Annotated in this window: 18 protein-coding genes; 16 read left to right on the top strand and 2 right to left on the bottom strand. The window is 72.4% G+C overall.

Features of this window, described 5'->3' with window-relative positions:
- Nucleotides 1–268: 268 nt before the first annotated feature.
- Together M3U25_RS04530 and M3U25_RS04525 are read left to right on the top strand one after the other, a co-directional pair.
- Nucleotides 269–592, top strand: a complete 324-nt coding sequence (locus tag M3U25_RS04530; RefSeq protein ID WP_355499695.1) for a transposase — start codon at nucleotides 269–271, stop codon at nucleotides 590–592.
- 15 nt (nucleotides 593–607) lie between these two features.
- A complete protein-coding gene (locus M3U25_RS04525) occupies nucleotides 608–784 on the top strand; it encodes a hypothetical protein (protein WP_019797532.1) in 177 nt (58 codons plus the stop codon).
- A gap of 88 nt (nucleotides 785–872) precedes the next feature.
- Here M3U25_RS04525 and M3U25_RS04520 read toward each other — a convergent pair whose 3' ends face one another.
- Complete coding sequence (locus M3U25_RS04520; RefSeq protein WP_355499699.1) at nucleotides 873–1,853, bottom strand: LacI family DNA-binding transcriptional regulator; 981 nt, start codon at nucleotides 1,851–1,853, stop codon at nucleotides 873–875.
- Between the two features lie 161 nt (nucleotides 1,854–2,014).
- Here M3U25_RS04520 and ptsP point away from each other — a divergent pair, with 161 nt between their 5' ends.
- The 14 genes from ptsP to M3U25_RS04450 all read left to right on the top strand — a co-directional run bounded on the left by ptsP (nucleotide 2,015) and on the right by M3U25_RS04450 (nucleotide 18,472).
- Entirely contained in the window at nucleotides 2,015–4,528 is a 2,514-nt protein-coding gene (gene ptsP, locus M3U25_RS04515) for a phosphoenolpyruvate--protein phosphotransferase (RefSeq protein ID WP_355499702.1), read from the top strand.
- A complete protein-coding gene (gene pfkB, locus M3U25_RS04510) occupies nucleotides 4,525–5,478 on the top strand; it encodes a 1-phosphofructokinase (RefSeq protein WP_355499705.1) in 954 nt (317 codons plus the stop codon). The genes ptsP and pfkB overlap by 4 nt, the downstream gene beginning before the upstream one ends.
- A 55-nt stretch (nucleotides 5,479–5,533) precedes the next feature.
- Nucleotides 5,534–7,252 (top strand): fructose-specific PTS transporter subunit EIIC, encoded by a 1,719-nt coding sequence (locus M3U25_RS04505; protein WP_355499708.1) that lies wholly within the window; start codon nucleotides 5,534–5,536, stop codon nucleotides 7,250–7,252.
- 92 nt (nucleotides 7,253–7,344) lie between these two features.
- Complete coding sequence (locus M3U25_RS04500; RefSeq protein WP_355499711.1) at nucleotides 7,345–8,613, top strand: carbohydrate porin; 1,269 nt, start codon at nucleotides 7,345–7,347, stop codon at nucleotides 8,611–8,613.
- Between the two features lie 594 nt (nucleotides 8,614–9,207).
- On the top strand, nucleotides 9,208–9,915 hold the full coding sequence (locus M3U25_RS04495; RefSeq protein ID WP_242159902.1) for a response regulator: 708 nt from the start codon (nucleotides 9,208–9,210) through the stop codon (nucleotides 9,913–9,915).
- Nucleotides 9,912–11,333, top strand: a complete 1,422-nt coding sequence (locus tag M3U25_RS04490; protein WP_355499715.1) for a sensor histidine kinase — start codon at nucleotides 9,912–9,914, stop codon at nucleotides 11,331–11,333. The genes M3U25_RS04495 and M3U25_RS04490 overlap by 4 nt, the downstream gene beginning before the upstream one ends.
- Nucleotides 11,330–12,760, top strand: a complete 1,431-nt coding sequence (locus tag M3U25_RS04485; protein WP_355499718.1) for an efflux transporter outer membrane subunit — start codon at nucleotides 11,330–11,332, stop codon at nucleotides 12,758–12,760. Before M3U25_RS04490 ends, M3U25_RS04485 begins: the two co-directional genes overlap by 4 nt.
- Complete coding sequence (locus M3U25_RS04480; protein WP_355499721.1) at nucleotides 12,760–13,893, top strand: ABC transporter permease; 1,134 nt, start codon at nucleotides 12,760–12,762, stop codon at nucleotides 13,891–13,893. Before M3U25_RS04485 ends, M3U25_RS04480 begins: the two co-directional genes overlap by 1 nt.
- Nucleotides 13,890–14,654: an ABC transporter ATP-binding protein gene (locus M3U25_RS04475; RefSeq protein WP_355499724.1), complete on the top strand. Its 765-nt coding sequence runs from the start codon at nucleotides 13,890–13,892 to the stop codon at nucleotides 14,652–14,654. The genes M3U25_RS04480 and M3U25_RS04475 overlap by 4 nt, the downstream gene beginning before the upstream one ends.
- Complete coding sequence (locus tag M3U25_RS04470; RefSeq protein WP_355499727.1) at nucleotides 14,651–15,553, top strand: HlyD family efflux transporter periplasmic adaptor subunit; 903 nt, start codon at nucleotides 14,651–14,653, stop codon at nucleotides 15,551–15,553. The genes M3U25_RS04475 and M3U25_RS04470 overlap by 4 nt, the downstream gene beginning before the upstream one ends.
- A gap of 91 nt (nucleotides 15,554–15,644) precedes the next feature.
- Entirely contained in the window at nucleotides 15,645–16,472 is an 828-nt protein-coding gene (locus M3U25_RS04465; RefSeq protein ID WP_355499730.1) for an alpha/beta fold hydrolase, read from the top strand.
- On the top strand, nucleotides 16,472–16,834 hold the full coding sequence (locus tag M3U25_RS04460) for an EamA family transporter (protein WP_010342593.1): 363 nt from the start codon (nucleotides 16,472–16,474) through the stop codon (nucleotides 16,832–16,834). The genes M3U25_RS04465 and M3U25_RS04460 overlap by 1 nt, the downstream gene beginning before the upstream one ends.
- The gene (locus M3U25_RS04455; RefSeq protein WP_152181106.1) at nucleotides 16,831–17,229 is read left to right on the top strand and encodes a DMT family transporter; all 399 of its coding nucleotides are present in this window, start codon (nucleotides 16,831–16,833) and stop codon (nucleotides 17,227–17,229) included. Before M3U25_RS04460 ends, M3U25_RS04455 begins: the two co-directional genes overlap by 4 nt.
- Nucleotides 17,219–18,472 carry a DegT/DnrJ/EryC1/StrS family aminotransferase gene (locus M3U25_RS04450; RefSeq protein WP_355499735.1) on the top strand — a complete coding sequence of 418 codons (1,254 nt, stop codon included), beginning with the start codon at nucleotides 17,219–17,221 and terminating at the stop codon, nucleotides 18,470–18,472. The genes M3U25_RS04455 and M3U25_RS04450 overlap by 11 nt, the downstream gene beginning before the upstream one ends.
- Nucleotides 18,473–18,621: 149 nt before the next feature.
- Here M3U25_RS04450 and M3U25_RS04445 read toward each other — a convergent pair whose 3' ends face one another.
- Nucleotides 18,622–19,500 (bottom strand): hypothetical protein, encoded by an 879-nt coding sequence (locus M3U25_RS04445; protein WP_355499738.1) that lies wholly within the window; start codon nucleotides 19,498–19,500, stop codon nucleotides 18,622–18,624.
- Between the last annotated feature and the right edge of the window lies 1 nt (nucleotide 19,501).

Here is a 19,501-nt window from a genome sequence, read left to right as displayed (position 1 = left end):
CCCGCACGGACCAAGTCGATCTGCGCCATGCTGGACGCGCCGCGCGCGCGGCGCGTCTTCACACGCGCTGGCGCCTGCCTTCACAACGCCGTGTGTGAAAGTCGGCGCGCCACATCACGCTTTGTGACCTCGCGCGCGCGACTTTTGTCACGCACACCACACCAGCACCACCTGGCCTTTACGCATCAGGGCCTAGGGTGGCGGAGCGGTTGCTGCCAGGGGGGGCACCATTCGCCTCCCTCTACCCTCTTACTCAAGGAGAACTCGCGTGAGTCACGCTCCGAGCCTGCTCGTGGATGTCGAAGCCGAATTGGCGCATTGGAAAGCGCTGCACGCGGCGGGCAAACTGGGGTCGCAATCGTTCAGCGAGCATGCGCGTCTGATCAAGATGGCCTGCGACGTGTTCCTGCAGTTGCCGCGCGAAACCAACGATGTGCGGCTGCAACGCCTGCGTCAGCGCTACGACGCCGAGCACCCCTGGCCGCGCATCGCCTGGAGCGATGCCGAAACCCTGGTCGTCGCCTGCTGGGCACGCCTCGACGGATCGGAGCAGCGCGACCGCAGCCCCGATCCGGCGCACACCCCCGCCTGATCCACGAGGTCCGCCATGTCCCCGCCCGCCAACCGCGACAACGCCCACGATCCGCAGCAACGCAGCCAAACGCCCGACAAGATCCACAACGACGACGCGCAATGGACCGATCGCGATCAACCCGATAGCGACCCCAAACGCGACCACGCCGATCCGGAACACGACTATCCGCGCCCGGACGGCAGCGAGTAACTGATAAGAAGCAAGCCACTCCCGCTGCGGCAGACCCTCGTCCCCGCAGCGGCAACCTCCCGCTGCCCTACCGACCAGACGTGCGGCGTCAGCGCAGGCTCGAGCCGCGCACGATGCAGCGGCCGCTGAGCACCACCTTGCGGGTCGGCTGCGTCGGCGCGTTCATCCGCTCCAGCAGCAACGACATGGCGGTGCGGCCCATCTCTTCCACCGGCTGTTCGATCACGGTGATGCCGGGTTCGACCAGATCGGTCCAGCTTTCGTTATCGAAACCGGCCAGGGCCAGGTCCTGCGGAATGCGCAGGCCGGCGCCGCGCGCGGCCTTCATCGCGCCCATCAACAACAGGCTGTTGCTGGCCACCAGCGCATCCGGCCGCGGCGTCTGCGTCAGCCAGGCCTGGACTTCGGCGATCGCCGCCTCCGCGCTCGGTGCCACCTCGCGGTAGTCCGGGGCCAGGCCATGCCCGCGCATCGCCTCCAGATAGCCGTCGCGGCGCTCGGCAGCGGTGCTGCTGGTCTTGCCGAACAGGCCGCCGATGCGGCGCACGCCACGGCCGACCAGATGGTCGACCAACGCGGCCATCGCCGCCGCGTTGTCGAGCACCACGCTGTCGTGAGCGCCGCCCTTGCCGGCGCGGTCCAGCAGCACCACCGGATGATCGAACGTCAATTTGCCCAGTTGGCCCTGGGTGGTGCGGGTGGGGGCGAAGATCAGCCCGCTGACCCGCTCTTCCTGCATCAGTTGCAGATACAGCGCCTCGCGCTGCGGATCCTCGTCGGTGTTGCACAGGATCACACGCATGCCGGCGCGGTAGGCCACGTCCTCGACCGCGCGGATGGCCGCGGTGAAGAACGGATTGCGGATGTCGGCGACGATCAGGCCCACCACCCCGGAACGCTGCGAGCGTAACCGCCGCGCCATCAGGTTGGGGCGGTAGCCGGTCTCGCGCACCGCCGCTTCCACCCGTGCCCGGACCTCTTCGCTGACCGGGCCGTGGCCCAGCGCGCGCGACACCGTCGAGGTCGAGACGCCGGCGACCCGGGCCACGTCGTGGATGCTGACGCTCACTGGCAACGTTCCCGCATCATTTTCATTTCCACTCCCTGTCGCCTAGCGTGAGGAGATAGTAGCACCGGGCTTTTCCGAAGGATTTGTGCACTGCACATTGACGATTGACTGGGAACGTTCCCACACTGCGCCCACTCGCCGCCCACCCTCAAGGAACCCGCGTGTCCCAGACGCCCTCCTCCCCCCTGGTTTCCAGCGATCTGGTCCGGATCGATGTCCAGGCCCGCGACAAGGCCGACGCGATCGCCCAGGCGGCGCAGTTGCTGGTCGCCGCCGGCTGCGTGCCGCCGGCCTACGAGGCCAGCATGCTGCGCCGCGAAGCGCTGGCCAACACCTTCCTGGGCCACGGCGTGGCGATCCCGCACTGCACCGGCGAAGACCGCCACCTGGTGCGCCGCGACGGCATCGCGGTGCTGCAGCTCCGCGACGGCGTGGAGTGGAACCCGGGCCAGACCACGCGCCTGGTGGTCGCCATCGCCGCCCAGTCCGACACCCATATCGCCCTGTTGCGGCGGCTGACCCGGTTGATCCAGGACCCGCCGCGGCTGGAGGCGCTGTTCGCCAGCGGCGATCCGCAGGCGATCGTCGCCGCGCTGAGCGAGGACGCGGCCCCCACCGCGCCCGCCGCCCCGGCCAGCGACCTGGCCGAACGCTTCGACTGGACCGTGCGCTACCCCACCGGCCTGCACGCGCGTCCGGCCACGCGCTGGGTGGAAACCGCGCGCGGGTTCGCCGCCCGCATCCAGGTGCGTGCCGGCGACCAGGTCGGCGACGCCAAGAACCTGGTGTCGCTGCTGCAGCTGGGCCTGCATGCCGGCGACACGGTGACCATTTCCGCAGAAGGCCAGGACGCCGCGGCGGCGCTGGCGCGGCTGCGCAGCGTGATCGACGGCCTGACCGCCCAGGAACAGGCCGACGCCGAGGCGGCGGCGCAGCGCCGCGCCGCGCCGGTCGCCGGCTGGACCCCGCCGCAGGCGCAGCCGGCCATCGTCGGCATCGGCGCCAGCCCCGGGCTGGCGATCGGCGTGGTGCACAAACTGGCCGGCCACGCCGTCGCGGTGGCGGACACGCCGGTGCCGCTGAGCGACGGCGGCGCCCTGCTGCACGACGCCCTGCAGCGCACCCGCGCGCAGTTGCAGGCCATCGAGGAGGACACCCGGCGCCGGCTCGGCGCTGGCGACGCGGCGATCTTCCGCGCCCAGGCCGAACTGCTCAACGACACCGACCTGATCACCCTGGCCTGCCAGCTGATGGTCGAGGGCCACGGCGTCGCCTGGTCCTGGCAGCAGTCGGTGGAGCGCCTGGCCAACAAGCTCTCGGCGCTGGGCAATGCGGTGCTGGCCGGGCGCGCCAGCGACCTGCGCGACGTCGGCCGCCGGGTGCTGGCGCAACTGGATCCGAGCCTGGCCGGCGGCAGCCTGGAGCAGCTGCCGGCCGCGCCGTGCATCCTGCTCGCCCACGACCTGTCGCCGTCGGATACCGCCAACCTCGACACCGGTCGCGTGCTCGGCCTGGCCACCGCCGTGGGCGGCCCGACCTCGCACACCGCGATCCTCTCGCGCACCCTCGGGCTGCCGGCGCTGGTCGCCGGCGGCGCCGACCTGCTGGACCTGGAGAATGGCGCCACCGTCATCGTCGACGGCAGCAGCGGCCGCCTGTACCTGGCGCCATCGGAAGCCGACCTGGCCTCGGCCCGCGCCTACATCGACGAACAGCAGCAGCTGCGCGCGCGCGAGGCCGAGCAGCGCAACCAGCCGGCGCAGACCGAGGACGGCCATCGCCTGGAGATCGGCGCCAACGTCAACCTGCCCGAGCAGGTCGCCGCCGCACTGGCGCAGGGCGCCGAGAGCGTGGGCCTGATGCGCACCGAATTCCTGTTCCTGGAGCGCGGCAGCACCCCCAGCGAGGACGAGCAATACGCCACCTACACCGCGATGGCGCAGGCACTGGACGGCCGCGCGCTGATCGTGCGCGCGCTGGACATCGGCGGCGACAAGCAGGTCGCGCACCTGAACCTGCCGCGCGAGGACAACCCGTTCCTGGGCGTGCGCGGCGCGCGCCTGCTGCTGCGCCGTGCCGACCTGCTGCAACCGCAGCTGCGCGCGCTGTACCGCGCGGCCAAGGACGGCGCGCGCCTGGCGATCATGTTCCCGATGATCACCTCGGCGGCGGAACTGCTGACGCTGCGCGCCGAATGCGAGCGCCTGCGCGCGGAGCTGCAGGCGCCGGAGGTGCCGCTGGGCATCATGATCGAAGTGCCGGCGGCGGCGATCCAGGCCGATGCGCTGGCCAAGCACGCGGACTTCTTCTCGATCGGCACCAACGACCTGACCCAGTACACCCTGGCCATCGACCGCCAGAACCCGGACCTGGCCGCCGAGGCCGACAGCCTGCACCCGGCGGTGCTGCGCCTGATCCGCACCACCGTCGAGGGCGCGGCGCGCCACGGCCGCTGGGTCGGCGTGTGCGGCGGGCTGGCCGGCGATGCATTCGGCGCGGCGCTGCTGGCCGGGCTGGGCGTGCACGAACTGTCGATGACGCCCAACGACATCCCCGCGGTGAAGGCGCGCCTGCGCGGCAGCCGCCTGGACGCGCTGCAGGCGCTGGCGCAGCGCGCGCTGGACTGCGAGGGCGCGGCCGAGGTGCGGGCGCTCGATGGCGGAGCCGGCGCATGAGCGTCGATGCCGTCACCGTGACCCTGAATCCGGCGATCGACCTGACCGTGGCGATCGACCGGCTGCAACCGGGCCAGGTGCACCGCGCACGCAGCGCCTACGCCATCGCCGGCGGCAAGGGCATCAACGTCGCCGCCTGCCTGGCCGATGCCGGCCTGCGTTGCGCCGCGCTCGGCGTGCTCGGCGCCGGCAATGCGCCGGTGTTCGAAACCCTGTTCGCCGAGCGCGGCATCGACGACCGCTGCCTGCGCGTGCCCGGCGACACCCGCAGCAACCTCAAGCTGGTCGCCGCCGACAGCGGCGCCACCACCGACATCAACCTGCCCGGCCTGGCCCTGGATCAGGCGCAGCTCGACACCGTCGGCGCGCGCCTGGGCGAACTGCTGCGCCCCGGCCTGCCGGTGGTGCTCAGCGGCAGCCTGCCCGCCGGCCTGGCCGAGGACACCTGGCGGCAACTGCAGGCGCAGGCCGCCGCCGCCGGCGCGCGGGTGCTGCTGGACACCAGCGGCGCGCCGCTGCACGCCGCCCTCGACGCGCCGCGCGCGCAACTGCCATTCGCGATCAAGCCCAACCGCCACGAACTGGAGGAATGGGCCGGTACGCCTTTGACCACCACCGCCGACCTGCTCGGCGCCGCGCGCGCGTTGCTGGCGCGCGGCATCGGCCTGGTCGCCGTGTCGCTGGGTACCGACGGTGCGCTGTTCGTGCGCGGCGAGCAGGCGCTGCTGGCGCAGCCGCCGCAGGTGACCGGCGGCAGCAGCGTCGGCGCCGGCGATGCGATGGTCGCCGGGCTGGTCGCGGCCTTGCGCGCCGACGCCGACCTGGCGACCTGCGCGCGCCAGGCCACCGCCTTCGCCGTGGCCACGCTGGGCAGCGGCGTCGCCCGCCGCCTGCCGCGCGAGCGCCTGCCGGCGCTGGCCGCCGCGGTCCGCCTGGAGACCCTGGCATGACTTCCGCCGCGTCGCTGCTGTGCGCCGCGTCCTCTTGCGCTCATCGGGAGCCCGCATGAATCCGATTCTCGTGGTGATCGCCGCTGGCGATCGCAGTACCGAAGCCGTCCTCGCCGCCGAGGCGCTGCGCCATGCCGCCACGGCGCGGGGCGCGGTGCTGCAGGCCGAGGTGCGCACGCCGCAGGGCGTGATCGCGCCGCTGGACCTGGCCGCGGCATCCGCCGCCGCGCCGCTGCTGCTGGTCGGCGACGACGACGCCGATGCCGCCCGCTTCGCCGGCCGCCGCGTGCAGCGCAGCAGCCTGGACGCGGTGCTGGCCGATGCCGAGGCGGTGCTGGCGCCGCTGCTGGCGGGCGCCGCGGCGACCACGGCCGCGGCCGGCAGCGCCGAGGGCGCCGGCAAGCGCATCGTCGCCATCACCTCCTGCCCCACCGGCATCGCCCATACCTTCATGGCCGCCGAAGGCCTGCAGCAGGCGGCCAAGGTGCTGGGCCACCAGATCCGGGTGGAAACCCAGGGCTCGGTGGGCGCGCAGGACGCGCTCAGCGCCGAGGAGATCGCCGCGGCCGACCTGGTGCTGATCGCCGCCGACCGCGAGGTCGACCTGGGCCGCTTCGGCGGCAAGCGCCTGTTCAAGAGCGGCACCAAGCCGGCGATCAACGACGGCCCGGGGCTGATCCGCAAAGCGCTGGCCGAGGCCAGCGTGCACGCCGCCGGCAACGGCGCCAGCGCGCCGACCAAGGCCCAGGGCGGCCGCTCCGCCGGCCCGTACAAGCATCTGATGACCGGCGTGTCGTTCATGCTGCCCTTCGTCACCGCCGGCGGCCTGCTGATCGCGCTGGCGTTCGCGCTCGGCGGCATCTACGCCTTCGACGACGCGCACAAGGGCACCCTGGCCTGGTCGCTGTTCCAGATCGGCGCCAAGGCCGGCTTCACCCTGATGGTGCCGGCACTGGCCGGCTACATCGCCTACTCCATCGCCGACCGCCCCGGCATCGCCCCGGGCATGATCGGCGGCATGGTCGCGGCCAACCTGGGCGCCGGCTTCATCGGCGGCATCCTGGCCGGCTTCATCGCCGGCTACGGCGTGGCCGCACTGAACCGCGCGATCAAGCTGCCGCGCACCCTGGAGGGCCTCAAGCCGGTGCTGATCCTGCCGGTGCTGGGCACCTTGCTGGTCGGCCTGGCCATGCTCTACGTGGTCGGCCAGCCGGTGTCCGAACTGCTGGCCTGGCTCACCGAGTGGTTGCGCGGCATGCAGGGCAGCAGCGCGGTGCTGCTGGGCCTGCTGCTGGGCGCGATGATGGCCTTCGACATGGGCGGGCCGGTCAACAAGGCCGCCTACGCCTTCTCCACCGGCCTGATCGCCAGCCAGGTGTACACGCCGATGGCCGCGGCCATGGTCGCCGGCATGACCCCGCCGCTGGGCATCGCCCTGGCCACCTGGGTGTTCCGCAGCCGCTTCACCCAGGACGAGCGCGGCAGCAGCGCCGCCACCGGCGTGCTTGGCCTGGCCTTCGTCACCGAAGGCGCCATCCCGTACGCCGCGCGCGACCCGCTGCGCACCATCCCCGCGCTGATGCTGGGCTCGGCGCTGGCCGGCGCGATCTCGATGGCCGCCGGCGCCGAACTGAAGGTCCCGCACGGCGGCGTGTTCGTGCTGCCCATCCCCAATGCGGTCAGCCACCTGGGGATGTACCTGGTGGCGCTGCTCGCCGGCACCGTGGTCACCGCGGTGGCGCTGCGGGTGCTGAAGAAGCCGGTCGTCGCCTAGTCCCGTCCATGCGCCGGCGCGTCGCCATGCGATGCCCCTCCCCCCGTCGCCGCTGGCGGCGCGCCGGCCTTTCCCTGCTCAGGAGTTCCGCCATGTCTCGTCCCCTCGTCTCGCACCTGCCCCTGGCCACCCTGGCGCTGGCCCTCGCTGCGCCGCTGGCCCATGCCCAGGACGCCAGCGATGCGTTCACGCCCAAGCTCGCCTACACCGGCGAAGGCGCGGTCTCGCTGGATGGCGGCAAGCACCAGGGCAGCGCCTACGCCGGCCAGCTGATGTTCGGCACCGACGTGGACCTGCAACGGCTGATGGGCTGGAACGGCGCCACGCTGAAGGTCTACGGCATCAACCGCCACGGCACCAACCTGGCCAACGGCAACATCGGCAACAGTACCTCGGTGCAGGAAATCTACGGTGGCCAGGGCACCCGCCTGGCCAATTTCACCATCGACCAGAAGCTGTTCAACGACCGCCTGGAGCTGGAGGCCGGCCGCAGCGTGGCCAACATCCACTTCCTGGGCTCGGACCTGTGCGGCTACTTTCAGGGCAACTCAGCCTGCGGCAACCCGACCTTCGTGTTCCGCACCAGCAACTTCACCTACTGGCCGGTGTCGAGCTGGGCCGCGCATGCCAAGGCCTGGGTGACCCCGAACGTCTACGTCCACGTCGGCGCCTACGAGGTCAACCCGATCCAGGCCGAACGCGGCCAGCACGGCCTGAACTGGAGTACCAACGACCGCACTGGGGTGATCGTGCCCTACGCGATCGGCTATACCACCCAGGCCAGCGGCGCGCGCCTGCCGGCGATGTACGAGATCGGCGGCTGGCAGGACAACTCCGATTACCGCGATCCGCTCAACGACCGCAACGGCAACCCGGCGCGGCTGAGCGGACTGGACTACGCCAATCGCAACGGCCGCTCCGGCGCGTTCGTGCGCTTCGAGCAGCAGGTCACCCGCCCCGACCCGGACAGCAACCGTGGCCTGGTGCTGTTCGGCTCGGCGCTCAAGGGCACCTCCGGGCAGTTGATCGAAGACCACTTCCTGGAACTGGGCCTGGTCCAGCGCGGCACCTTCGCCAGCCGCCCGCAGGACAACATCGCCTTCGTCGTCACCCAACAGCACTACAGCGACGACGCCCTGGAAGACCTGCGCCTGGCGCGCGCGGCGGCCGGCGGCAGCGGCACCCCGCACCGCTCCCAGACCATGATGGAACTGAGCTACGGCATCGCGGTGACCCCGAAACTGCGCATTGCCCCGAACCTGCACTACATCGTGCACCCGGACCAGTTCAACGAGCCGGCGCGCACCCGCGACCTGCCCAATGCCTTGGTGGCGGGGTTGCGGCTGGACTGGGCGCTCTGAGGGGCCGGGATTTGGGATTCGGGATTGGGGATTCGCAAAGGCGGCGGATTGCGGCCTGAGGGAGTGCGTGCAGACGTGGCGGGCGGTGCGGCGGGACGGTACCGGAGCAGCTCGACCCTGCTAGCGCATGATGCCGACATGATTCCTGCTCGATGGCAGCACGTTGAACGCACGAGGCCCTGGCATGCCAGGGCCTCGTGCGTTTTCTTCCCTCTGATTCCGATCGCAGTGGCGCTGCGCCGATCCTTCGGCGCCTGCGGGAGCGAAACGTGGCCGGCGAATCGAGATCCGTTCGATTCCGTGCGAGCCGCCTCCCTGGCGCGGGAGCGGTGACGTTGCCGACGCATGCATGATGCCGCCGCCGCGGGGGCGTGAGGATCGGCGGATGCCGTGGCCGGCTATAGGATTTTTCCTACCCTGCGGAGCCAGGACCGGCGAGCGCGGGAACGATGTCATGGATGACAATCGTCATCACCGCATCGCAGAATCTGGATGCAGTCTCCATCGAAGCTACATCGACGTATGTGAACGTACTGACTTCGCGGCCGCCGATTACGACGGTTTTCCCACATCCCCGTTGCAAGCATTCGCGTCATGCGCATCCTGGTTGCCGAAGACGATACGTCCATTGCCGTTGCCTTGCGCGACTCGCTCGCCGAGTGCGGGCACGTGGTGGACCATGTCAGCGACGGCGCCGCCGCCGAACGCGCGCTCGGTAGCGAAAGCTATCAATTGCTGGTCCTGGACCTGGGCCTGCCGCGCCGCGACGGGCTGCAGGTGCTGCAGCGCCTGCGCGCCCGCCGCGACGAGATCCCGGTGCTGGTGGTGACCGCGCGCGACGCGGTGGAAGACCGTATCCACGCGCTCGACCAGGGCGCCGACGACTACCTGATCAAGCCCTTCGAACTGTCCGAGTTCCTCGCCCGCACCCGCGCGCTCCTGCGCCGCAGCAGCAGCGGCGGCGTGCCGGAACTGGTGCTGGGGCAACTGCGCATCAACCTGGCCGGGCGCCGGGTGTGGCTGCAGGACCAGCCGCTGGACCTGACCGCACGCGAGTTCGCGCTGCTGGAGACCCTGTTGCTGCGCAGCGGGCGCGTGGTCAGCCGCAGCCAGCTGACCGAGGCGCTGTGCGACTGGCAACACGAAATCACCGACAACGGCCTGGACATCTCCATGCACCGCCTGCGGCGCAAGCTGCATGGCGCCGGCGTCGGCATCCGCACCATCCGCGGCCTGGGCTACCTGCTGGAGGAGTCGCGCGCCGCCTCACCGGCCGCCGACCACGCACAGATCCCGCAGTGAGCGCGACCACTGCCGCGCAGGCGCCGGCCTACCGCCATCCCAGCCTGCGCCAGCGACTGCTGGCGTTCCTGCTGATTCCGACCGTGCTGCTGATGCTGGTGGTGTCGGCGCTGTTCTACCTGCTGATGCTCAAGTACACCAATCACGTCCACGACATGGACCTGAAGGAGGACACGCAGGGCTTGGCCAACGCGGTCAACGACCCCGGCGAGCGCATGCCGCTGACCCTGCAGGCGCGGCAACTGTTGGAGTACAGCAGCGACGGCCGGGTGTTCTTCAAGCTGGACAGCCGCCGCCACGGGGTGATCAGCGGCAGTACCCAGCCGATTCCGATGCACCCGGATCCGGCCGAGATCGGCCGGGTGATGCTGTACGACGACCGCATGGACAACGGCGTGCCGGTGCGCGTGGCCAGCCTGTTGCTGCCCTCGGCGCTGGAGCCGGGCGACTGGCTCACCGTGTCGGTGGCCGAGACCCTGGACGACCGCCATCGCCGCGCCCGCGAGATCCTGGTGCTGATGCTGCCGACCGAACTGCTGCTCACCTGCTCCCTGCTGGTGCTGGTCTGGCACGGCGTGCGGGTCGGCCTGCGCATGCTGGAGCCGGCGGTGCGCCGGCTCGACGACAGCCAGCGCGACCTCAGCCCGGTGTCCGGGCCGGACATCCCGGTGGAGATCCTGCCGCTGACCCAGGCCATCGACGGCCTGCTCGGCCGCCTCAAGCACATGATGGCGCTGCAGGAGCGCTTCCTCGCCGACGCCGCACACCAGCTGCGCACGCCGCTGGCCGGGCTGAGCATGCACGTGCAGCGCGCCCAGGCCAGCCAACGCCCGGGGGACACCGCTCAGGCGCTGCAGCACATCCGCCAGCTGACCGACCGCGCCACCCGCACCTCCACCCAGTTGCTGGCGCTGACCCGCACCCAGGCACCGCGCGAAAGCATCCGCCCGCTGCTGCCGCTGGACCTGGCGCAATGGCTGCCGCAGGCCCTGGCCGAGCGCATCCCCGACGCACTGCACGCCGGCGTGGACCTGGGCTACGACGGCGGCGACGACGACACGCCTGCCTGGGTGGCCGCCGATGCCTATGCGCTGCGCGAGCTGCTCGACAACCTGCTGGACAACGCCTTCCGCCATGCCGCCGGCCGCGTGGTCACGGTGAGCCTGCGGCGCGAGCCGCAGGCCGTGCGCCTGGCGGTGGACGACGCCGGCAGCGGCATCGACGAGGCCCTGCTGCCGCGCCTGGGCGAGCGCTTCTTCCGTGCCCCGGACGCGCCCGAAGGCGGCACCGGCCTGGGCCTGGCGATCGTCGCCAACATCGCCGCCCGCCACCACGCCACGCTGCGCTACCGGCGCTCGGCGCTGGGCGGCTTGCGTGCGGAGCTGGACCTGCCGGCCGGCGCGGAGCCGCAGGCATGAGCCGGATCCGCGTTTGTCCGGCCGGCGTGCTGGCGCTGGCCGCCGCGCTCGCGCTCGCTGGCTGCGCCAGCCAGCCCATCCCCGACCTGCGCCAGCCGTCGCTGCCCGCACAGTGGAGCAGCGCGACGCCGCAGGCGGCCGCGCCGCGTCCGCCGGGCAGCGCCTGGTGGCAGGATTTCCACGATCCGCAACTCGACGCGCTGGTCGCGCAGGCGCTGCGGGACGATCTCGAGGTCGGCCAGGCGCTGGCACGGCTGCGCGCGGCGCGGCGGCTGGACGCGGTCGCCGACGCCACGCTGCGGCCGCAGCTGCGCGCGCGCACCGAGGACCCGATCGACCCGGACGCCAGCGCCTCGTTCCTGGTCGTGGGTGTCGATTCGGAGTGGGAGCTGCCGCTGTTCGGCCGCGGCGAAGCCACCAACCGCGTCGCCCGCGGCGACCTGCAGAGCGCCCAGGCCAACCTGGCGCAGGTGCGCGCGGCGACGATCTCCGACGTGGCGCACAACTGGATCGACCTGCGCCACGCGCAGCAGGCCGAACGCCTGCTGCAGGACATCGCCAGCGCACGCCAGCGCCAGGCTGGCCTGCAACAGACCCTGGTCGACCTGCATCTGGCCGCGCCGGCCACCGCCGCGCAGGCGCAGGCCGCGGCGCTGCAGGCGCAGGGCGCGGTGAACGAGCCGCGCGATGCCGCCGCCGCCGCGGCGCGGCGCCTGGCGGTGCTGCTGGGCCGCGACACGCCCGACCCGGCATGGAGCGCGGCCGCGGCCACCACCGTGCCGGGACAACTGCAGATCGCGGCGGTCGACAGCGTGCCGGCCGACCTGCTGCGGCGACGCCCGGACATCGCGGCGCGCGAGGCCGAGGTGATCAGCGCCGCCGGCGCGCTGGGCATCGCCCGCGCCGACCGCTACGGCAGCATCGGCCTGGGCGGCGCGATCCGCTGGTCGACCAGCCTGCTGAGCCACCGCCGCACCGCCACCCACGGCATCGCCTCGTTCGGCCCGGTGATCGACATCCCGCTGTTCGACTGGGGCATCCGCCAGGCCAGGGCCAAGGCGCGCGGCGACCTGCTGGAAGCGGCCACCCTGGCCTACCGGCAGACCGTGCTGGACGCGGTCAACGAGGTCGAGACTGCGCTGACCACGCTGGAGCAGCAGCGGCGCAACACCGAGACCCAGCAGCAGGTGCTGCAGGCGCAGCAGCAGGTCGCCGAGGCGGCGCAACAGCGCCGGCGGCTGGGCCTGGGCAGCGACCTGGACGTGGCCACGCAGCAGGCCGCACGCGACCAGGCAGCACTGGAACTGCTGGAAGCGCAGCGCCAGCGCGACCTGGCCTACGTCGCCCTGCACACCGCGCTGGGCAGCGCCACCGCGCCGATCCCCGGCGCCGGTGACGGCAGCGACCGCAGAGGCGCGCATCCCTGATGGTCGCGCTGGCCCGACAGACACTGCGCTACGAGTGGCGCCGTTTCCTGCCGGTGGTGGTATCGGTGGGCTTCGCCAGCCTGTTGCTGCTGCTGCAGACCGCGCTGGTGCTGGGCATCTTCGGCAGCGCCAGCGTCTATGTCTCCGGCTCCGACGCCGACCTGTGGCTGGGCTATCCCGGCACGCAGAGCGTGGACCAGGGCCGCGCCATCGATCCGGACGCGGCCGCGCCGCTGTACCTGGACCCGCGGGTGGCGCAGATCGAGCCGTTCATCTGGTTCGACGGCGACTGGCGCGGCCCCGGCGACACCGGCGCGGTGTCGGTCTACATCTCCGGCATCGACACCCGCGATGGCGGCCTGATGTTCTCCCGCCTGCTCAGCCCGGCGCTGCGCGCGGCGCTGCGCGAGCCGGACACCGTGGTGGTGGACCGCGCGGAACTGGACAAGCTCGGCGTCGGGGTCGGCAGCAGCGCGCGCATCAACGGCCACCGCGTGCGGGTGATCGGGGTGGGCCGCGGCCTGCGCGCGCTGGGTGGCGTCAACGTACTGGCCTCGCTGGACACCGCGCGCGCGCTCAACAGCGACACCGCGCATCCGGACTGGCCGACCTACATGGTGGCCAGGCTGCGCCCCGGCGCCGACCCGCAGGCGGTGGCGCAGGCGATCGACGGTGCGGTCACGCGGCCGCGCGTGGAAGCCTGGAGCGCCGACGATTTCGCCCGGCGCAGCATCCTGTTCTGGATGTTCGACACCGGCGCCGGCTCCGGCGTGCTGTTCCTCGGCGGCATCGTGCTGCTGGTCGGCGTGGCCATCACCAGCCAGACCCTGCTCGGCACGGTGCTCGGCGCCGCGCGCGAGTACGCCACGCTCAACGCGCTGGGCGTGAGCATGCGCAACCTGCGCTGGGTGGTGCTGGAACAGGCCGCCTGGGTCGGCGCGCTGGGCCTGATCGGCGCCAGCGCGCTGGGCGCGGCGCTGGTCGCGCTGGCCCGTGCGCACGACGTGCCGGTGGCGTTCAACGCCAGCGGCTGGGGCCTGTGCGTGTGTGCGGTGATGCTGCTGACCGTGGTCTCGGCCCTGGCCGCGCTGCGCGGGCTGCGCCGCGCCGATCCGGCGTTGCTGCTGCGATGAACCGCATCGCCGCCCCCGCCGCGCTGCACCCGGCCGCCGCCACGCTCAGCGGCAGCGGCCTGTGCAAGAGCTTCGTCTCCGGCAGCCTGCGCACGCCGGTGCTGCGCGACGTGGCGCTGCAGGTGTGGCCGGGCGAGCTGACCCTGATCTCCGGCCCGTCCGGCTGCGGCAAGAGCACCCTGCTGTCGATCCTCAGCGGCCTGCAGCGCGCCGACGCCGGCCAGGTGCTGGCGCTGGGCGAGGAACTGGGCACGCTCGGCGCCACCGCGCTGGAGCAGTTCCGCCTGCGCCACACCGGCTTCATCTTCCAGGGCTTCAACCTGTTCCCGGCGCTGTGCGCGCTGGACCAGGTGCGGCTGCCGCTGCAGTACATGGGCCTGGCCCCGGCCGAGGTGCGCAGCCGCGCCGAAGAAGCGCTGGCCGAGGTCGGCATCGCCCACCGCCAGCACCTGCGCCCGGCCGAGCTGTCCGGCGGCGAGAAGCAGCGCGTGGCGATCGCCCGCGCGCTGGCCAAGCATCCGGCGCTGCTGTTCGCCGACGAACCGACCAGCGCGCTGGATGCCGGCAACGGCCAGATCGTGATCGACCTGCTACACCGCATCGCGCGCCGCCACAACACCATGGTGCTGTGCGTGAGCCACGACCCGCGCCTGATCCGCCACGCCGACCGCGTGCTGTCGATGGAGGACGGCCGCATCCTCGACGACCGCCGCGTGAACGCGCCGCCCTCGCCCCTGCCCTCACGGAATCCCGCACCATGAAAGCGTTCGCCGCCGCGCCCCTGCTGAGCCTGCTGCTGGCCGCATGCGCGCCATCGGACCGCACGCCGGCCCCGGCGCCGGCCGCCGCCCCCGCCGCCTACCTGGCAGTGGCGCGCGGCCGCATCGACGTGGAGGGCGGCGTGCTCAAGCTCGGCCTGCCGGTCGCCGCGACCCTGCGCGCGGTGCCGGTGCACGAGGGCGACGCCGTGCAGAAAGGGGCCTTGCTGGTCGCCGGCGACGACCGCGCCGCCGCGGTCGACCTGGACATCGCCCGCACCCGCGCGCAGGCCGCGGCCACCCACTTGAAACAGCTGCAGCAGCGCCTGCAAAGCGTCCAGCAGAAGCAGCGGCGGCTGGCCGAGGCCGCGCGCCTGGGCGCCAGCGACGGCCAGAGCGCCGACGACGCCAGCGACGCGGTGCAGAGCCTGGTCGACGCACTGGACACCGCACGCAGCGATGCGGCCCTGGCCGACGCGCAGGTGCGCGCGGCCGAGCTGCAACGCGCGCAGTACCGGCTGCAGGCGCCGGTCGCCGGGCGCGTGCTGCAGCTGTCGGCCGCGGTCGGCGCACGCAGCGAGGCCAACGCGCCGCTGCTGACCCTGCTGCCGGACGCGCCGCGCCTGGTCCGCGCCGAATTGAACGAAAGCTATGCCGGCAGCGTCGCTCCGGGCATGGCCGCCGAGGTCATCAGCGACGACGGCCGCCAGACCGTGCTCGGCCAGGCGGTGGTGCGCTGGCTGGCGCCGGCCTACGGCCCCACCCAGTTGCACGACGACGCCACGCCCGCCGGCAACGACCGCAGCGTGGCCTGCGTCCTGGCCTTCACCCAGCCCTCGACCCTGCGCATTGGCCAGCGCGTGCTGGTACGCTTCCGCAATCCGGCCGCGGCCAAGCACTGACCCGTTCGCCGCGGCGGCGGCGAAAGGCTGCTGAAACGCGCAGCGGCCACCCTGCACGGATTGCCGAGACTGCGCAGCCGCGCCCATTCCAATGATCGAATCTGCCGAGTTCCACTTCGAAGGCGGCCGCAACGGCGTGCTGCTGATCCATGGCCTGACCGGCACGCCCAGCGAGATGCGCCTGCTCGGCAAGAGCCTGAACCGCGAAGGCTTCAGCGTCCACGGCGTGCAGCTGGCCGGCCACTGCGGCGACGAGGACGACCTGCTGGCCACCAGTTGGCGCGACTGGTACGCCAGCGTCGAGGCCGCCGCCGCGCGGATGCGTCCGCAGGTCGACCGGCTATTCGTGGCCGGGCTGTCGATGGGCGCGCTGCTGGCGTTGCGCCTGGCCCAGGAGCGGCCGCAGTGGGTGGACGGCGTCGGCGTGCTCGGCGCCACCTTCCGCTACGACGGCTGGAACATTCCCAAGCGCGCGCGCCTGGCGTTCCTGCTGCCGTGGTTCAAGCGCCTGGGCATCGGCAAGCGCCGCATGTTCCTGGAAGAGCCGCCGTACGGCCTGCGCGACGAGCGCATCCGCGCCCAGGTCAGCAGCGCCATGCTCGGCGGCGACAGCAGCGCCGCCGGCCTGCCCGGCAACCCCTGGCACGCCCTGGCCGAGATGTACCTGCTCTCGCGCGACGTGCGCCGCAACCTGCCCAAGGTCGTCGCGCCGTGCCTGGTCGCGCACGCGGCCGAGGACGACATCGCCGACCTGCGCAACGCGCGGCTGGTGATCGCCAACGTCTCCGGGCCGACCGAACTGCTGCTGCTGCACGACAGCTACCACATGATCACCCTGGACCGCGAACGGCGCGTGCTCGGCGCGCGCCTGGCGCAGTTCTTCGCGGCGCTCACCCCCCCGCAGCAGGCCGCCGCCTGATGGCGATGACCGGCTCGGTGGTGGCGATCTGGCTGGCGACGGTGGCGCTCGACACCGCCGGCCAGTTGGCCTTCAAGTATGTCGCCAGCCACCCGCAGGGCACCGGCATGGCGCGCTGGCAGCACATGGCGCGGCAGCCGCAGCTGTGGTTCGGCGTGGCCTGCTACGTGTTCGAATTCCTTGCCTGGACCGCGTTCCTGTCGCTGGTGCCGCTGGGCCGCGGCGTGCTGCTGGGCTCGATCAACATCGTGGCGATCATGCTGGCCGGGCGCTGGCTGTTCGGCGAACGCCTCGGGCGCATGCAGGTGGCCGGCATCTGCCTGGTCAGCGCCGGCGTGGCCGTGGTGGGGCTGGGCTCATGAGCCGGCCGCCGCTGCATCGCTATGCGGTGGGCTTCGCCCTGCTGCTGAGCTTCGACACCCTGGCCCAGATCGGCTTCAAGTTGGCCGGCACCCACGCGTTTCCGCCGCAGGCCGAACTGGCCTGGGTGCTGCGCCTGCTCGGCAGCCCGTGGCTGTACGCCGCGCTGCTGGGCTACGTCGGTGCGTTCTTCACCTGGATGAAGCTGCTCGAGCACGCGCCGATCGGCCCGGCCTTCGCCGCCTCGCACCTGGAGGTGGTCAGCGTGATGCTGCTGTCGGCCTGGTGGTTCAACGAGCACATCGGCCTGTTGCAGGCACTGGGCGCGGCGCTGATCGTCGGCGGCATCGTCTGCCTGGCGATCGGCGAACGCGCGGATCCCGCCGATGCGCATTGAGGTGCCACCGACCGCGGGCCTGCCGCTGCAGTGGCAGGACCTGTGGCCAGGCCGCCCGCGCACGCGGCTGGCCACTGCGCTCGGCCTGCCGCAGGCGCTGCTGACCTGCTCCGGCACCGCCGCGCTGATCGTGGCGCTGCGCACCCTGACCGCGGCCAGCCGGCGCCGGCAGGTGCTGGTGTCGGCCTACACCTGCCCGCTGGTAGCGTTGGCGGTGGCGCACTGCGGCCTGCAGCTGGTGCTGTGCGATCTGCTGCCCGGCTCGCTGGAACTGGACCCGACGCAGTTGGCACAACGCTGCGGCAGCGACACCCTGGCGATCATCGCCACCCACCTCGGCGGGCGCCTGACCGACCTGGCGCCGCTGCGCCGCGCCGCCGAAGGCTGCGGCGCGTTGCTGATCGAGGACGCGGCGCAGGCGCTGGGCGGCGTGCACCCCGACGGCCGCCCGGCCGGCCTGGGCGGCGACATCGGCTTCTGCAGCCTGGCCGCCGGCAAGGGCCTGACCCTCTACGAAGGCGGGTTGCTGATGTCGCGGCATGCGCCGCTGCAGCGCAGCCTGGCCGACACCGCCGCACGCCTGGGCCAGCGCGACTGGCGCTGGGAACTGCGCCGCAGCCTGGAACTGCTCGGCTACGCGGCGCTGTACCGGCCGCAGCCACTGCGCTGGGCGTACGGCGCACCGGTACGCCGCGCACTGCGTCGCGGCGACCGCGTGGGCGCGGCCGGCGACCGCTTCGGGACGGCCATCGCCCAACACGCGGTCGGCGCCTGGCGCGAAGGCGTCGGCGTGCGCGCCAGCGCGCGCTGGCCGGCATTCCTGGCGCAGATCCGCGAGCAGGGTCGGCGCCGCAGCGCCCACCTGGCCAGCATCCCCGGCCTGACCGTGATCGCCGATACCCCCGGCGCCCAGGGCAGCTGGCCGATCCTGATGGTGCTGCTGCCCGATGCGACCGCGCGCGAATCGGTGCTGGCCGCGCTGTGGCCGCGCGGGCTCGGCGTGGCGGTGCCGTTCGTGCATGCCCTGCCCGACTACGACTACCTGGACGGCATCGTCGAGCGCACGCCGATGCCCAACGCCAGCGACTTCGCCGCACGCTGCCTGAGCATCAGCAACAGCCCCTGGCTGGACGAGGCGCGCTTCGAGACCATCGTGGCCACGCTGCAGGCGGCCTGCGCCGCCACAGTCGGACCGGCGCCGCTGCATGTCGATCTGGTGCATGCCGCTGCGCCGAGCGCTTGATCGAGCGACGGGCGGCTTCGCCAGCGTCGCGATGACAATGCGCCGCTCGTGACGACGGGAAGACTCCTGTAGGAGCGGCTTCAGCCGCGAGGGCATTACCGGTGATGCCCTCGCGGCTGAAGCCGCTCCTACACACCGACAAGGCCGCGCTAGCCGACGCTGGCCGCATCCAACGCCGCCAGCAACCGCAGGTTCAACGCATGCTGCTGCGCCTGCCACGCCGACAGATCCGCCGGCGATGGTTCCGGCTGCGCGTCCAGCGCCGCCAGCTTGCGCTTCCACCACTGCGGGTAATGGGCGAGCGAGACTTCGCCGGTGATGTCGCTGCCGCACACCTGTCCGCGCAGCGCGTCGATCGCCTGCAGCAGCTGCGGCACGCGCAGTTGGCCCTGGTCCCAGTTGGTGCGCACGTCCTGCGGATCCAGCACGTCCTTGTCCAGCGACAGATAGGTCGGCATCGGCGTGCGCCGCAGGTGTTCGACGAAGGCGTCGCTCAGTTCGCTCACGCTGGCGAAGCCGCGCACCGCCTGGCCCAGGCCCAGCCGTCGCGCCCAGCCCACGTCCACGCCGCTGCACCAGTAGCGCAGCTTGCCGCGGTACAGCGGCAGCAGATGATTCTCCCAGGCATGGCCAGGGCCGACGTCGCCGGAGGTGATGCCGGCCACTTCGACCTGCGCCACCTGCGGCAGCGCGGCGATGCGCCGCACCCATGAGCCGCAGTGCACCCCGAACGGGAAGCGCATGTTGTCCGGATGGTTGTCGAACACCACGACCCGCAACGGCGCCTGCGCGCGCTGCGCCAGGCGCACGATCAGCGGCAGGCTCAGGTGATGGAAATCGCCGCTGCCCAGCAGCACGGTGCCGTACTGCGCCGGCAGCGCCTGCTCCAGCGCCGCGCCGAAGCGGCGCAGCCACGCCATCGAGCAGGCGAAGCGCAGGCCGTCGCACCAGTCGCGCAGCGGCAGGCGCACGGCATCGGGCACTGCGCCCAGCGAATCATCGAGATCGAGCAGGACCGGAGTGCGCATC

Origin of the sequence: Xanthomonas sp. PPL134 (genome assembly GCF_040595915.1) — a bacterium.
Taxonomy (GTDB): Bacteria; Pseudomonadota; Gammaproteobacteria; order Xanthomonadales; family Xanthomonadaceae; genus Xanthomonas_A; species Xanthomonas_A indica.
This window is presented reverse-complemented; position numbering and strand designations above follow the sequence as displayed.

Coding starts and splice junctions, on each gene's coding strand:
- M3U25_RS04480 (WP_355499721.1), top strand. CDS start 12,760: ATGGTCGCGCTGGCCCGACAGACACTGCGCTACGAGTGGCGCCGTTTC.
- M3U25_RS04485 (WP_355499718.1), top strand. CDS start 11,330: ATGAGCCGGATCCGCGTTTGTCCGGCCGGCGTGCTGGCGCTGGCCGCC.
- M3U25_RS04460 (WP_010342593.1), top strand. CDS start 16,472: ATGGCGATGACCGGCTCGGTGGTGGCGATCTGGCTGGCGACGGTGGCG.
- M3U25_RS04525 (WP_019797532.1), top strand. CDS start 608: ATGTCCCCGCCCGCCAACCGCGACAACGCCCACGATCCGCAGCAACGC.
- M3U25_RS04495 (WP_242159902.1), top strand. CDS start 9,208: ATGCGCATCCTGGTTGCCGAAGACGATACGTCCATTGCCGTTGCCTTG.
- M3U25_RS04505 (WP_355499708.1), top strand. CDS start 5,534: ATGAATCCGATTCTCGTGGTGATCGCCGCTGGCGATCGCAGTACCGAA.
- M3U25_RS04465 (WP_355499730.1), top strand. CDS start 15,645: ATGATCGAATCTGCCGAGTTCCACTTCGAAGGCGGCCGCAACGGCGTG.
- M3U25_RS04470 (WP_355499727.1), top strand. CDS start 14,651: ATGAAAGCGTTCGCCGCCGCGCCCCTGCTGAGCCTGCTGCTGGCCGCA.
- pfkB (WP_355499705.1), top strand. CDS start 4,525: ATGAGCGTCGATGCCGTCACCGTGACCCTGAATCCGGCGATCGACCTG.
- M3U25_RS04475 (WP_355499724.1), top strand. CDS start 13,890: ATGAACCGCATCGCCGCCCCCGCCGCGCTGCACCCGGCCGCCGCCACG.
- M3U25_RS04455 (WP_152181106.1), top strand. CDS start 16,831: ATGAGCCGGCCGCCGCTGCATCGCTATGCGGTGGGCTTCGCCCTGCTG.
- M3U25_RS04500 (WP_355499711.1), top strand. CDS start 7,345: ATGTCTCGTCCCCTCGTCTCGCACCTGCCCCTGGCCACCCTGGCGCTG.
- M3U25_RS04450 (WP_355499735.1), top strand. CDS start 17,219: ATGCGCATTGAGGTGCCACCGACCGCGGGCCTGCCGCTGCAGTGGCAG.
- M3U25_RS04445 (WP_355499738.1), bottom strand. CDS start 19,500: ATGCGCACTCCGGTCCTGCTCGATCTCGATGATTCGCTGGGCGCAGTG.